Genomic DNA, 13,682 nt, shown 5'->3' with positions numbered 1-13,682 from the left:
ATTTTTTGGCGGGGCAATCATGGCTAAAAGTTGCATGCAAGGCATAAGAAGAAAAATCATTCTTATAAAATAAAAAGAAATAATCATGATTAATTTAAATATTGGTTATCCTTGACATACAAATATAAATCACTTAATGAAAAGCCTTAATTCACAGATATTTATTATCTAATATGAGGATATTATGGGAAAAGGCAAAACGTCTAAACATTTAATTGACAAGGAATGGTGCAAAGGGTGTGGTATCTGCATTCATTTTTGTCCAAAAAATGTACTTGAATTTGATGAGTACGGAAAGGCACAAGCAATAAGGCCTGAGGATTGTATTTTATGCAAACTGTGCGAAATTAGATGCCCCGATTTAGCAATACAAGTCATGGAAAAAGAGGAAGGGGAAGAGAAAAATGAATAATGAACAGGATGTAAGGTTTATTCAGGGAAACGAAGCCTGCGTGGAAGGCGCTCTCTATGCCGGGATTGATTTTTTCGCAGGATACCCGATCACCCCATCCACTGAAATTGCAGAAACCCTTGCATTGAGGCTTCCCCAAAAAGGCGGCAAATTCATCCAGATGGAGGATGAAATCGCATCAATGGCTGCCGTTATAGGCGCCTCTCTCACAGGAAAAAAGGCAATGACAGCCACATCCGGCCCTGGCTTTTCTCTTAAACAGGAAGCATTGGGCTATGCATGCATGGCTGAAATCCCCTGTGTTATTGCCAATGTACAGCGCGGCGGCCCTTCAACAGGCAATCCCACCCATGTAAGCCAGGGAGATATTAATCAAGCCAGATGGGGAACACATGGAGATCATGCCATAATTGCGCTTACCGCATCCAATCATCAGGACATTTTTAAAATCACAGTTGACGCCTTTAATATGGCTGAAACCTATCGAACCCCGGTTATTCTCCTGCTGGATGAAGTCATCGGACATATGCGGGAAAAACTTGTGATTCCTGAACCCGGTGAAATTCCCGTGGTGGAACGCCTCAGAACCTCGGTCAAAAAAGGGGTGGATTATCATCCATACCTTCCAAGAGAAGACGGTCGGCTGCCCATGTCTGATTTCGGCGGTGAACACCGTTATAATGTTACCGGACTATTCCACGACATGTGGGGTTTTCCCAGCAACAACCCCAGAATTGTTGACGGACTCTTAAGGCACCTGATGGATAAAATAGAAAACAATATTAATGACATCAGCATGTATAAAGAATACTGGCTGGATGATGCGGAATATATTCTGATCTCTTATGGATCTTCTGCCAGATCCGCTATTCACATGGCAAAAAACAGGCGTTCATGGGGAGTTAAGATAGGGGTTCTGGAATTACAGACCCTCTGGCCCTTTCCTTCTGGTATGGTCAGGGAAAAATGCGCGAGAGCCAAAGCAGTTATCGTGGTTGAAATGAATATGGGCCAGGTGGTCACCCAGGTCAAAAATGCAGTCAACAACCCCAATGCTGTTTTTCTTGCAAACAGGGTGGACGGAGAATTGATTTCACCGACTAATATTAAAAGCATTCTAAGGATGATCCAGGGAAAAGGGGTATGAGATGACAAAAAAACCATTTGACGCTAAAGACTATATTCGATCACGGTTCTTTCCCCATCTCTGGTGTCCCGGCTGCGGTCATGGAATCGTTTTGAGTGCCTTGCTGCGGGCGGTTCATGAACTTGAGCTGGATAAAAATGAAATCGTTGTAACTTCGGGTATCGGTTGTTCATCCAGGATTTCAGGATATGTTGATTTTCACTCACTGCATACCATCCATGGAAGGGCACTTGCCTTTGCAACAGGGGTTAAGCTGTCAAAACCCAATTTAAAAGCCATTGTTCCCATGGGGGATGGAGATGCCCTTGCCATTGGCGGCAACCATTTTATACATGCGGCCAGACGAAACATAGACATTACAGCCATTGTGATGAACAACAAAATTTACGGCATGACAGGCGGACAGTTTTCTCCTTTGTCCGGCTGCGGTAAAAAAGCCACAACCGCACCTTTTTCAAGTATTGACAGAAGTTTTGACATTGCCGAACTGGCCAGGGGTGCAGGTGCGAGCTTTGTGGCCAGATCCACTGTATACCATGCCAATGAATGTAAGGATTTTATAAAAAAAGGCATCACCCACAAAGGATTTTCAGTTGTGGAAATCCTGACCCAATGTCCGACCCATTATGGAAGAAAAAACAAAGAAGGGGATGCCATCCAGATGATGGAAGGGTATAAAACCCAAACCGCTAAAATAGGCTCCAAAAAACTGGAAAAAAATCCAGGGTTGATCCAAAGAGGAATTTTTGTTGAAAATACGGATATCCCGGAATATTGTGAGGCATATGATCAAATTATTGAAAAAGCAAAGAAAGGAACAGCATAATGGAACGGTCACGATTGGTTTTTTCAGGTTCAGGAGGCCAAGGCGTCATAACTGCTGCCATCATACTTGCAAAGGCTGCTGCGATTTTTGAACATAAAAATGCCATTCAGTCCCAAAGTTATGGTGCGGCTGCAAGGGGCGGCATCACCAGAAGTGATGTCATTATTGATGATTCTGAAATATTTTTTCCCAAAGTAACACAACCCAATATTCTGGTCAGCCTGACCCAGGAAAGCTACAATAATTTTGCTTCCATCATCAGGCCGGGGGGACTGCTTTTGGTGGATTCAAAATATGTCACCATTGAAAACAAAGTAGTGGCAAAACATATCAGTCTCCCCATGTATGATACAGTTATAAAAGAGATCAAAACACCCATTGTGTTTAATATCTGCATGCTTGGAACCCTGATAGGGATTTCAGAACTCATCAAGCCTGAATCCATTATAAAAGTTCTTGAAAACATCATTCCCGAAGAATTTATGGAGATGAACCAAAAAGCCCTGAATATAGGATTAGAAATGGGTGGAAAGAAAAAATATTAATTGTCTTTTGAAGTCGGTGCCGGCGAACCGGCTTCAGGGAAAAGATCTTCTAAGTTCAATCCTTTTATTTTTTTTAAGCAGTCTTCCAATGCGTTTTGCTCATTGTCACCTGCGCCCTGGTGTTCCGGTTTTGCCACAATATTGACCAGATTGGGAACCGCTATGAATTTATCTGCCAGGTTTCCCTGGATTTTCTGATGAACATCAATATAAATCATTCTGCCATTCCTGATAAGATTATACCGTGATACTTTTGTTAAAATATCGGTTTGATGAAGATCCATATTCCCTTTTTATCCTTTTTCTCTCACATGAAACCCTGTCTAACATACCGTAATAACAATAGTTTCAATTATTATTGTGACAAACAAATCTGCCACGACATTTTTCATATAACTGCCACGGGCAGACCTGGTATTTCATCCTGGTTTGCCCACAACAAAGATTGAAAGTCACTGTTTTGATTTTTGAAGACTTTCATATAAAAACACGCCACCCGTAAAAGGGAATAGCGTCCCATTGATTTTTGGCTATTTTATTCCAGTAGCACTTTAATTAACAATACAAACGGAAAATATCAAATCAATAAAATTATTTCCATTGTGTTAATACGTCAGCAACAGAAGGCAAGTTTTTGAATCATCAGCAGTGGAAAGTTGGTTATAAAAATTTTAAATGTTATTTTTTAGAAATCTTTTTCCACCTGTATCTAAAAGTATGATGGTTCATGTTTAACAATCTTGCGGCTTTGCTTTCATTGCCTTTGGAAAATTCAAGAGCCTGTTCCATATATTTTTTTTCAGTGGTTTCAAGCAATTGGTCAAGATCAATTCCCTCAGGGCCAAGCTTATGATCCTGTTTGATGTCAAGCGGTGGGGTATCATTTATTAAAGTTGGTGCCCCCTTGAGTTTATCCAGCTCCAGCCGATCTGTTTTTGAAATAAGTACGGCCCGTTCGACCATGTTTTTCAATTCCCTGGCATTGCCAGTGAATTCATAGGACAAAAGATGATTTTCCGCATCTTTAGAAAATCCTTTTAAAGTTTTTGAAAATTTTTTATTAAATTCATGCAAAAAATGTTTGGCAAGAGGAAGGATATCCTCTTTTCGTTCATTCAGGGACGGAACTTCAGCCTTGATCACACACAACCTGAAATACAAATCTTTTCTGAATTTTTCCTCATCCACAAGATCATCAATTTTTTTATTTGTTGCTGAAACAACACGAGTCCTGACATGGTATCTTTTGGTTCCGCCCACCTTGTAAAATTCCCCGTCTTCTAAAAATCTCAACAGCTTTGCCTGGCCCGCCAGACTCAAATCCGCCACCTCGTCCAAAAAAAGGGTGCCGCCATCCGCCTCTTCTATAAATCCTTTCTTTCCCTGGCTGCTGGCCCCGGAAAAGGCCCCTGATTCATATCCGAAAAGCTCTGACTCAATAAGGTCTTCGGGAAATGCCGAACAATTTACAGGAATAAACGGCCCTTGAAAAACAGGACTTCTGGCGTGGATGGCCTTTGCAATAAGTTCTTTTCCCGTGCCGGTTTCCCCCAAAATCATAATAGGCGTATCAGAACTTTTTGAAACCATATTAATAAAATCCATTACATTTTCAATATTCTTGCTCTCCCCGATAAAACAGGGCAGGTTATCTTGAAGATACTTTTCCTGGAGAATTTTGACTTCCTTTATCAGAGCAATAGACGATATAGCCTTTTGAATGGTAAGTTCAAGGATATCGAGATTAATGGGTTTCAAAATAAAATCAAACGCCCCGATTTTCATGGACCGGATCACCATATTAATATCTTCATATGCAGTTATCATAATAACGGGAATGTCATTATGTTTTTGTTTCAGGATTTCAAGAGCCTCTATACCAGTCATTATGGGAAGGCCGATATCCATCAACACCAGATCCGGGGTTTGTTGTTCAAGGGACGCTAAAAAAGATTCCGCGCTTTCGAAAAGGATTATATCATATTGATCGGAAAGTGTTATATCAAGCGCATCCCGGATGATCTCTTCATCATCAACAATGGCAATGGAATACTTTATCATAATAACCGGATCACCCCTCTTTATGTTCGATGGGCAGTTCGATAATAAACCTGGCTCCACCGTTTTTAGTTGTATGAAACTTTAAGGCTCCTCCGTGATCTAAAATGATACGATGACAAATACTTAATCCGATACCGGAACTATTGGATTTTGTAGTATAAAAAGGATCAAAAATTTTGGACTGTCCCGACAAAGGTATACCCGGCCCCGTGTCCCTGACACTTATGACTACATTATTATCCTTTTTAAAGGTTTTCAGAATTATTAATTTTTCACCTTGAAACTCTTTCATTGCTTCTGCCGCATTGGTGATCAAATTTAAGATGACCTGTTCTATTAAATGAGGTTCAGCAAAGCATTTGGGGATATTCGGATCAAGGTATTTTTCAAATCTAATCCCGCTTTTTCTTAAGGTAACCGATGTCAGTTTTGTCACTTCGTCAATATAATCATTCAAATTTGTCATGATAAATTGAGGCTGGCTGGGTTTTGAAAAATCCATTACCCGTTTTATAATGGATTCGATCTTGTATGACGCCAGTTCAATTTTATCAATAATTGATACCACCTTGGTGATATCCCCCATTTGATTATAAATTTTTTTCAAGGCTTTAAGATAAATATATATTCCGGATAACGGATTTCTAATTTCATGTGCAATGCCTGCTGTTACCCGCCCAAGGGAAGTCATTTTGTCCTGTATCCTTAAAAAATCCTCTCCCTCTTTTGAATCCGTGATATCCATGATATTTGTCAATACGGATTCAACCCCCAGATAATTGATTTTGGTCGCGCTTAAGAAAGCCCACCTGATTTCAGGATCGGCTTTATCCTCATCAAAAGGGCTGTATCTGAAATCAGTTTGAATATGCTTAATTTTATTTGACAGCAATTCAATGTACAATTTTTTTATCCGGGCACGGTCATCCACATACACATCTAAAAATCCAGGTGGTTGAAATACGTCCGTCATCAAACCATGAATCTTTCTAAGCCCGGCTTTTTTATATACGATTTTATGGTTCTGTATAATGGAGATGCAATTCAAGGAATTCTCTATAAGGGTTTTGAACCTAACCTGGCTTTGCTTACGGTCTTGTTCCGCAAACTTTCTTTTTTCTTCCAATTCAAGCCGATACAGTCCAAAAGCAATATCATTTGAAATTTCCTTTACAATATTCTTTTCCGTTTCATCCAAAGCAAGCTCTTTGGGTATTGACACGACCATAAACCCATAGTTCGTCTCCTCGTATTCCAGCCGGACGGCCAAAGCGCCTCTGTGTGAATAATTTTCAGACAAGAGACAGTCCGCACATTCTTTAATGGGATCATCAGTTGAAAAAACCTCTTTTGAAACTAGTGTATGCTCAACACAACGGGTAAAAATCTGGTTTTCAATATTTTTTTTAACATCATCAAACCGGATGTCCATGCCGGAATCAGCAATGAGATCAATTATTTTATCACTGGCTTTGCCACTAAAATTACCACTGAATTTGCCAGAGCTGAACAACCCTATCCAGGCATTATAATATCCCCTTTTTTCAACCAGGATATTACAAATCCCTTTGATTAATTTTTCCCTGTTATTTTCACTGATCAAAAGCCTTCCCACATCCCGGATTGTTCTCAAAACCAGGTTGAGACGTTCAATCTTTTTTATTTTTAAGTCTTTCTCCACAAACATTCCTTACAGGTTAAAAAATATTATTCCCTTGATTATTTGTTTTTTACCTTAATGACAAGAAAAAACCAAACTTTTTCCAAGGTTAATCCTGTTAGAGATATCTGCGGTTTCAAAGAATCAGTCATATCAATCATAGAACATGCCCAATATGATTAGCTTTGACAAACTGGTTAACCTAGCTTGAGCCATAAAGGTCTTTTTGGTCTTGGTGACCTTTAAACTCAAACCTGGTTGTTTATTATCACAATACCAATAAGGCTTAATGCCTTTGGCAATAAGATTTTTTTAATAAAGTTGGCTGTAAATTTTATGACCATGTCACCCCCCAGTAGCTTTCAAGTACCAGTACTCGCCTGGTACTCCTTTTTTACCAAAATGAATTAATTTTACTGAAGTGACATATAGATAACAAACAAAGTAAGGCGATAGAGGTAGTAATTTTAATCATCCAAGTTTATATAAAAAAACTTTTAACCATCTGAAATTAAATATCTTTCATTATTGTGGCAGAGTGATCTGCCATGGCCGTTATTTATACTTAACGCGCACCAATGATATACCGGAAATTATCCATAGCAGTGCCGGAAATGTTGAGATCTTTCAATAAAGTATCTGCAAGTTTTTTAATAAATGTAATTTTATCTTCTTTTGGGTAAACAGGCTTTAACTCCCCTTTGATATTGGCCAGTTCCCCTGTCCACCGAACTGCATCATCAAGATTTCCCAGACGGTCAATCAATTTCAAATCAAGAGCTTTTGCACCTGTATAAATTCTTCCGTCCGCAAGGGCCTCCATGGTCTTAACAGCCATACCCCTTGCATTTGCAGCATCATTTACAAATTGGAGATGAAGTTCATCCACAAGGGCTTGAAGAATTTTCTTTTCCGGCTCCTTAAGCTCCCTCAACGGTGAGCCCATATCCTTGAACTGGCCACTCTTAATAACAACCGGAGATATACCGATTTTCCTGGCAATTTCCATAACATTGGCATATTCCATGATCACACCGATACTGCCGGTAATGGTTCCCGGATTAGCAATAATCTTGTCAGTTGCAGATGCAATATAGTACCCGCCAGAAGCTGCTACAGATCCCATGGAAGCGATGATTTTTTTTTCCATTCTGGTTTTCATGACTTCCCGGTAAATTTCCTGAGAGGGTCCGATTCCTCCGCCGGGAGAGTCGATTCTTAAAATTATGGCTTTGATCGCATCATCATCACGAAAAGTTTTAATATTTTGGATAATATCTTTTGAAGACAGAATCATTCCATTGATTTCAACAATACCTATATTGCCGCCGGCAGATGTATAGTGCCGGGAAAATTGCGTGTTCAGCATTGTTGAACTCAGTGACACAAGCACTACAAATCCTGAAAACATAACCGTTAAACAGACTGAAACAATCATCAAAAAAAAGAGGAATGGATGTCTTCTGGCAAACATATAACCGTCCTGATAAGCAATATTAAAAAAAGGGTTAAAAAAAAGGCCGGATTAACATCATGTTATCCGGCCCTTTATACACTATTTTACATCAGAAAACGATTGTGTCGTTTCCTTAATGTTATTCTTCAGATTTATCAGCATCTTCACTGTCTTGCTTTTGTGCTTCCTGAACTTTATTTGCTTCAATCTGCTCCTGTATATTGGTTCTCAAAATTTCTCCAAAAGATGATGTTGCAGGTTTCATGTTTTTGGCAAAATCTTCAAGATATTTATCATCATCGTCTTCTTCAAGGCGTTTGATAGAAAGACCGATACGTCTTTCATCACTATTGATGTTCATTACTTTTGCAGTAATGCTTTCGCCAATCTGATAATGTTCTTTCGGACTTTTAACATTTTCTTTGCTGATTTCAGACACATGAACAAGACCTTCAATGCCTTCTTCAAGTTCAACAAACACACCAAAATCCGTCAGATTTGTGATAACACCGGATATTTCCTTACCCACTTCATAACGCTGACTAACCGATTCCCATGGATCTGCCTGGGTCTGTTTGATGCCCAGAGAAAATCTTTCATTGGCTTTATCAATATCGAGAACCACAGCCTGAATGGTATCGCTTTTCTTGTATACTTCAGACGGATGTTTGATCCTCTTAGTCCAGGAAATATCAGAGATATGAACAAGACCGTCAATATCATCATCAATTCCGATAAAAAGACCAAATTCCGTAATATTTTTAATTTTACCTTCAATAATAGTGCCTACCGGATATTTCTGAGAAATAACTTCCCATGGATTATCAACGGTCTGTTTGATACCAAGAGAGATTCTTCTGTTATCCGGTTTAAGATCAAGAACAACCGCTTCTATGATTTCACCAACCGTTACCATCTGGGACGGATGACGAATCTTTCTTGTCCAGGACATTTCAGACACATGAATCAGTCCCTCAACACCCTCTTCAAGCTCAATAAACGCACCGTAATCTGTCAGACTGACCACTTTACCGGTTATTTTTGAGTCAACCGGATATTTATCAACCGCTGTTGTCCATGGATCCGGAGTCAATTGTTTCATACCAAGTGATACTCTCTCTTTTTCAAGATCAAAAGAAAGAATCTTAACATTGATTTTGTCACCGATAGAAAAGAGTTCTGAAGGATGTTTGACCCTGCCCCATGAGATGTCGGTAATATGAAGAAGACCGTCCACTCCGCCAAGATCGACAAACACACCGTATTCAGTGATGTTTTTAACGATCCCTTCCATGACCTTGCCGTCTTCAATCGCCTCAAGAGTCGTACTTCTAAGCTTATCTCTTACAGCCTCAAGAAGAACTCTTCGTGAAAGTACGATATTGTTTCTCTTTTTGTTGTATTTGAGAATTTTGAATGTATAGGTCTGGTTAACCATTTCATCCATGTTGCGGATGGGTCGAAGATCTGCCTGTGATCCCGGAAGGAATGCCAAAAGCCCGATATCAACCGAGAACCCGCCTTTCACCCGACTGGTGATAACACCTTCAATAGTTCCATCGTCATCGTAAATGTCTTTAATTGCGTCCCAAACCTTAACTTTCTTGGCTTTTTCATGGGACAAAAGAACAGTTTCCTCTTCTTCATCCCAGACTTCAATCATTACCTCAAACTCATCATTGACATTGACATTGACATTGCCTTCCTCATCAATGAATTCCTGAATAGAGATCTGCCCCTCAGACTTATATCCGACATCCACAAGGACCGAATCCCTGCCAACGGATATTACAGTTCCGGTTACGACCTGCCCCTCTTCAAATTTTTTAAGACTGGACTCATAGATGTCCAAAAGCTCTTCCATTGTTTCTTCGCCTGTAATTTCAGGCGAAGATGCATCCTGTTTTTCTTCAGGTGCAGGTGTTTCCTGTTTCTCTAAGGTTTCAGTATTCATTTTTTGATTTTCGTTTTCTTCAGCAATGTTGTTCATTAATATTATTCCCCCTAATCGAATTTTTATACCCTACTATAAAGAACAGAATATAGGTAGGTACAATTTTCTTTTATATCAAAAAAAAATAAAATTATCAATAAAATTATTACGATTTTCAAGGTTTTTCAATAATTCCAATCATTCTTTCAACAACTTGTTCAATAGTTAAAAAAGAGGAATCTATTTTTATGGCATCTTCTGCCGGTTTTAGAGGCGCTGACTTTCTCCGGGAATCTTTATCATCCCTCATCTCCATTTGTTTTTGAACCCTGCGAATATCCTTTTTTTCATCCGGCATCTCATCGTATCGTCTTGCTGCACGAACATTTAAATCAGCAAAAAGAAAAAACTTATATGCCGCATCCGGGAAAACCACCGTCCCCATATCCCTGCCTTCAAAAACCGCATCTTTTGTTTTGGCAATGTTGCGTTGAATATCCAAAAGAGCTGCTCTAACCTGTGGTTTTGCCGAAGAAGAAGATGCCAGCATGGTGATGTCTGGCGTTCTAATAAAGTTGGTGATATTTCTTCCGGATGACATTAAGGCAAGCGCCTTTTTTTCAATAACAAAATTAAGATCCAGATCTTTTAAAAATTCTTCAAGTGCAGCATCATTTTCCCAGTCAATTTTCTGCTGCCGGATTTCAAAGGCCACCCCTCTGTAAAGGGCTCCGGTGTCAACATGGACGCACCCAAGCCTTTGTGACAACAAACGGCTTACCGTCGTCTTGCCCGCTCCGGCAGGACCGTCAATGGTAATGATTCGCGTGTTCATCTTTAATCCTTATTTTTTTAAAACCTTTTTAAGGGCCTGAATAAAAGCGATATTTTCTTCTTTTGTTCCCGTATTAACCCGTAAAAACGTATCATACCCGTACGAACTCATTGACCGCACAATAACACCCAGTTTCAGCATTTGTTCAAATACTTGAGTGGCATCAATTTCAAGATCCAGCATCAGAAAATTAGACTGGGTAGGCAAGCAGCGGATACCAATACCGGCAAGTTCATCAAACAGAAAATCAAGGCCGTCATGAGTGGTTCGGATACTTTTGTTTAAAAACGCCTCGTCATCAAGGGCGGCGACAGCCGCAACCTGGGCAAGACTGTTCACATTAAACGGCTGCCTGATTCTGTTTAAAATTTCAGCAATTTGCGAATCCATTATGCCGTACCCTACCCTGAAACCGGCAAGTCCATAAGCCTTGGAAAATGTCCTAAGTGTCACAACCCTTGGATCCTGCAATGGATTTTTCAAGGAATTATAAACCGCATCATCTCTTACAAATTCAATATAGGCTTCATCCACAACAATAATGACATCGTCCGGTACATTTTGAGAAAATTCATTAAACTCATCACAGGTAATCGTACTGCCTGTGGGATTAAACGGATTGGTAATAAAAATCAACCTGGTTTTAGAGGATATGCTGTCAACAAGACCTTCAAGATTGGTTGCAAAATCAGCCAGAGGAACCATGACCGGCACCCCTTTTGCTGTTTTAACACTGATTTCATACATCAAAAAAGACGGCAGAGGCATGAGTGCCTCATCCCCTGGATTTAAAAACCCATGGGCCAATAATGCGATAATATCATCAGAACCATTTCCCAAGACAATATTCTGCGGGGTAATATGAAATTTTTTTGCAAGCTTATTGTTTAAAACATAGGCTGAAGATTCAGGATACCGATTCATATCCTTCATATGTTGCGACACGGCATCATAAACTTTTGGAGAAAATCCAATGGGATTTTCATTGGATGCAAGCTTGATAGGATTTGAAATATGGTACTCTCTTTCAACTTCCTTGAGCGGTTTACCCGCCACATAGGGTTTAATCGTAGCTATCTGTTCGCTGACTTTAAATTTCATAACCTTCAGTCTCCTAAAAAATAAAAAGAATTATATTTAGTTAGGATTTGAAATTTTGTCAATGGTTATGATATTTAAAACCCTTAACCCATAATAAGCTTAAGGATTTTATGAATAAATATGTAACCATCGGACTTGAGAATCTGATTGCAAATCCGCCGGATTTTTTAAAAGGAAAACGGCTTGGCCTTTTATCCAACCCCGCATCAGTTGACCGTCATTTCAACCACGCTTCAAAACTGATTCATCGCCTTTTCCCGGATCAATTAAAAATACTTTTTTCTCCCCAGCACGGATTTTATGCGGAAAAACAGGACAATATGATTGAATCCGAACACTTTGTGGAACCTGATCTGAATATCCCGGTGTACAGTTTATATAATGAGACAAGAATCCCAACCAAAGAGATGTTTGATCAAATGGATGTTCTGCTCATTGATATTCAGGATGTCGGCACCCGGGTCTATACCTTTATCTATACGATCTCCTTTTGCCTTGAAGTGGCGGCAAAGTTCAATAAGCAGGTTGTTATCCTTGACCGGCCCAATCCCATCGGCGGAATACAGATCGAGGGCAATATCCTGGCAGAAGAGTATGCCTCCTTTGTCGGAAGATTTCCTATTCCCATGCGGCATGGATTAACGGTGGGAGAAATATCTCAATTTTTCAATAAGCAATTCAATATGGGGTGCGATCTGACCATCATCCCCATGACTGGATGGACAAGACAAATGTATTGGAAGGATACAGGGCGTTTCTGGATACCCCCTTCTCCTAATCTGCCGACACCGAATTCGTGTATAGTCTATCCGGGACAAGTTATTTTTGAAGGCACCAACATATCAGAAGGACGCGGCACCACTCTGCCGTTTGAACAATTTGGAGCCCCTTTCCTGGATACAAAAAAAATCAAAGCCAAAGCAGATAAAATAATTAAAGGTGCCTGTCTTCGTCCGGTTAATTTTGAACCGACATCTGGAAAATGTCAGGGCAGTATTTGTAAAGGCTTTCAAATTCATGTAACCTCCCCCTATGAATTCAAACCATATTTTTCATCCATGATCTTACTTCAGCTGATTATCCGGCATCACATGGATGACTTTAAATTCAAAGAACCCCCTTATGAATATGAATTTAAAAAGATGCCCATAGATCTTATCTTGGGCAGCAAAGCTCTGCGTAAAAAGCTGACGAATTTGGAAGATTTAACTCTTTTGCCAGACAAATGGCAACAAGATCAGGAAAGATTTAAAAGCCTTTCAGGAAAATATCATCTATATGAATGACACAGCTGATTTGCTTGCAACTTTTGTCATCAAAAAAAGTCCTGCTGTAAAGCAGGCTTTTTTTGATGACTGTATTTTTATTTTTCTGTTCGTTTCAAATGTATCAATTTAAGATTTAGCATCCTGAGATGTGGGTGCATCAACGCCCTCATCTTTTTTCCAGGAATCTTTCAACTCGTCAAATCCCAGATAAAGACCAAGACCACCACCCAAAAGAAGAACAAGTGGAACACACCCTGCCAGAAGCTTTAAAAATTCATCAAACCAGACAGCCAAGCCCACAACACCCAGAAGAACTGCAATCGCTCCACCAATTAATGTTTTCATAAAAAGGTCCTCCTAAAATTTTAATTTAAGCAGTAAATTATTCATTCACAATCAAATAAATATGAGAATTATCAACATAAGTTTCGAAAAAAT

At 39.5% G+C, this 13,682-nt stretch carries 13 protein-coding genes; 5 read left to right on the top strand and 8 right to left on the bottom strand.

The annotated features are described in order from the left end of the window. Positions 1–184 precede the first annotated feature (184 nt). From BLT94_RS19735 to BLT94_RS19720, 4 genes are read left to right on the top strand one after another with little or no spacing between them, the layout of a single operon-like run. A complete protein-coding gene (locus tag BLT94_RS19735; RefSeq protein WP_014958485.1) occupies positions 185–412 on the top strand; it encodes a 4Fe-4S dicluster domain-containing protein in 228 nt (75 codons plus the stop codon). After that, the gene (locus BLT94_RS19730; RefSeq protein WP_014958486.1) at positions 405–1,559 is read left to right on the top strand and encodes a 2-oxoacid:acceptor oxidoreductase subunit alpha; all 1,155 of its coding nucleotides are present in this window, start codon (positions 405–407) and stop codon (positions 1,557–1,559) included. The genes BLT94_RS19735 and BLT94_RS19730 overlap by 8 nt, the downstream gene beginning before the upstream one ends. Before the next feature lies 1 nt (position 1,560). Next, on the top strand, positions 1,561–2,385 hold the full coding sequence (locus BLT94_RS19725) for a 2-oxoacid:ferredoxin oxidoreductase subunit beta (protein WP_092238002.1): 825 nt from the start codon (positions 1,561–1,563) through the stop codon (positions 2,383–2,385). After that, positions 2,385–2,930: a 2-oxoacid:acceptor oxidoreductase family protein gene (locus tag BLT94_RS19720; RefSeq protein WP_092237999.1), complete on the top strand. Its 546-nt coding sequence runs from the start codon at positions 2,385–2,387 to the stop codon at positions 2,928–2,930. Before BLT94_RS19725 ends, BLT94_RS19720 begins: the two co-directional genes overlap by 1 nt. On the opposite strand, the gene BLT94_RS19715 is transcribed toward BLT94_RS19720, so the two are convergent. The 7 genes from BLT94_RS19715 to hisC all read right to left on the bottom strand — a co-directional run bounded on the left by BLT94_RS19715 (position 2,927) and on the right by hisC (position 11,976). Then, entirely contained in the window at positions 2,927–3,214 is a 288-nt protein-coding gene (locus BLT94_RS19715; RefSeq protein ID WP_092237996.1) for a hypothetical protein, read from the bottom strand. The two genes, BLT94_RS19720 and BLT94_RS19715, sit on opposite strands and share 4 nt — an antisense overlap. 394 nt (positions 3,215–3,608) lie before the next feature. After that, the gene (locus BLT94_RS19710; protein ID WP_014958489.1) at positions 3,609–4,991 is read right to left on the bottom strand and encodes a sigma-54-dependent transcriptional regulator; all 1,383 of its coding nucleotides are present in this window, start codon (positions 4,989–4,991) and stop codon (positions 3,609–3,611) included. Positions 4,992–5,001: 10 nt separating this feature from the next. Next, positions 5,002–6,672, bottom strand: a complete 1,671-nt coding sequence (locus BLT94_RS19705) for a GAF domain-containing sensor histidine kinase (RefSeq protein ID WP_175530433.1) — start codon at positions 6,670–6,672, stop codon at positions 5,002–5,004. A 544-nt stretch (positions 6,673–7,216) separates the two neighbouring features. Next, entirely contained in the window at positions 7,217–8,125 is a 909-nt protein-coding gene (gene sppA / locus BLT94_RS19700) for a signal peptide peptidase SppA (protein ID WP_092237991.1), read from the bottom strand. Between the two features lie 121 nt (positions 8,126–8,246). Continuing rightward, positions 8,247–10,097, bottom strand: coding sequence for a 30S ribosomal protein S1 (locus BLT94_RS19695; RefSeq protein WP_092237988.1), 1,851 nt, complete (start codon positions 10,095–10,097; stop codon positions 8,247–8,249). Positions 10,098–10,215: 118 nt separating this feature from the next. Then, positions 10,216–10,875 carry a (d)CMP kinase gene (gene cmk, locus BLT94_RS19690; RefSeq protein ID WP_092237985.1) on the bottom strand — a complete coding sequence of 220 codons (660 nt, stop codon included), beginning with the start codon at positions 10,873–10,875 and terminating at the stop codon, positions 10,216–10,218. A 9-nt stretch (positions 10,876–10,884) separates the two neighbouring features. Beyond that, on the bottom strand, positions 10,885–11,976 hold the full coding sequence (gene hisC / locus BLT94_RS19685) for a histidinol-phosphate transaminase (protein ID WP_092237982.1): 1,092 nt from the start codon (positions 11,974–11,976) through the stop codon (positions 10,885–10,887). Between the two features lie 110 nt (positions 11,977–12,086). Here hisC and BLT94_RS19680 point away from each other — a divergent pair, with 110 nt between their 5' ends. Next, positions 12,087–13,262, top strand: a complete 1,176-nt coding sequence (locus tag BLT94_RS19680; protein WP_092237979.1) for an exo-beta-N-acetylmuramidase NamZ family protein — start codon at positions 12,087–12,089, stop codon at positions 13,260–13,262. 108 nt (positions 13,263–13,370) lie between these two features. On the opposite strand, the gene BLT94_RS19675 is transcribed toward BLT94_RS19680, so the two are convergent. Next, positions 13,371–13,589, bottom strand: a complete 219-nt coding sequence (locus BLT94_RS19675) for a hypothetical protein (RefSeq protein ID WP_014958496.1) — start codon at positions 13,587–13,589, stop codon at positions 13,371–13,373. Positions 13,590–13,682: the final 93 nt, after the last annotated feature.

The sequence above is a fragment of the Desulfobacula phenolica genome (genome assembly GCF_900105645.1).
Lineage (GTDB): Bacteria > Desulfobacterota > Desulfobacteria > Desulfobacterales > Desulfobacteraceae > Desulfobacula > Desulfobacula toluolica.
The sequence above is the reverse complement of the archived record's forward strand: the minus strand, read 5'-3'. Positions and strand labels throughout refer to the sequence as shown.

Coding starts and splice junctions, on each gene's coding strand:
- BLT94_RS19735 (WP_014958485.1), top strand. CDS start 185: ATGGGAAAAGGCAAAACGTCTAAACATTTAATTGACAAGGAATGGTGC.
- BLT94_RS19730 (WP_014958486.1), top strand. CDS start 405: ATGAATAATGAACAGGATGTAAGGTTTATTCAGGGAAACGAAGCCTGC.
- BLT94_RS19725 (WP_092238002.1), top strand. CDS start 1,561: ATGACAAAAAAACCATTTGACGCTAAAGACTATATTCGATCACGGTTC.
- BLT94_RS19720 (WP_092237999.1), top strand. CDS start 2,385: ATGGAACGGTCACGATTGGTTTTTTCAGGTTCAGGAGGCCAAGGCGTC.
- BLT94_RS19715 (WP_092237996.1), bottom strand. CDS start 3,214: ATGGATCTTCATCAAACCGATATTTTAACAAAAGTATCACGGTATAAT.
- BLT94_RS19710 (WP_014958489.1), bottom strand. CDS start 4,991: ATGATAAAGTATTCCATTGCCATTGTTGATGATGAAGAGATCATCCGG.
- sppA (WP_092237991.1), bottom strand. CDS start 8,125: ATGTTTGCCAGAAGACATCCATTCCTCTTTTTTTTGATGATTGTTTCA.
- BLT94_RS19695 (WP_092237988.1), bottom strand. CDS start 10,097: ATGAACAACATTGCTGAAGAAAACGAAAATCAAAAAATGAATACTGAA.
- cmk (WP_092237985.1), bottom strand. CDS start 10,875: ATGAACACGCGAATCATTACCATTGACGGTCCTGCCGGAGCGGGCAAG.
- hisC (WP_092237982.1), bottom strand. CDS start 11,976: ATGAAATTTAAAGTCAGCGAACAGATAGCTACGATTAAACCCTATGTG.
- BLT94_RS19680 (WP_092237979.1), top strand. CDS start 12,087: ATGAATAAATATGTAACCATCGGACTTGAGAATCTGATTGCAAATCCG.
- BLT94_RS19675 (WP_014958496.1), bottom strand. CDS start 13,589: ATGAAAACATTAATTGGTGGAGCGATTGCAGTTCTTCTGGGTGTTGTG.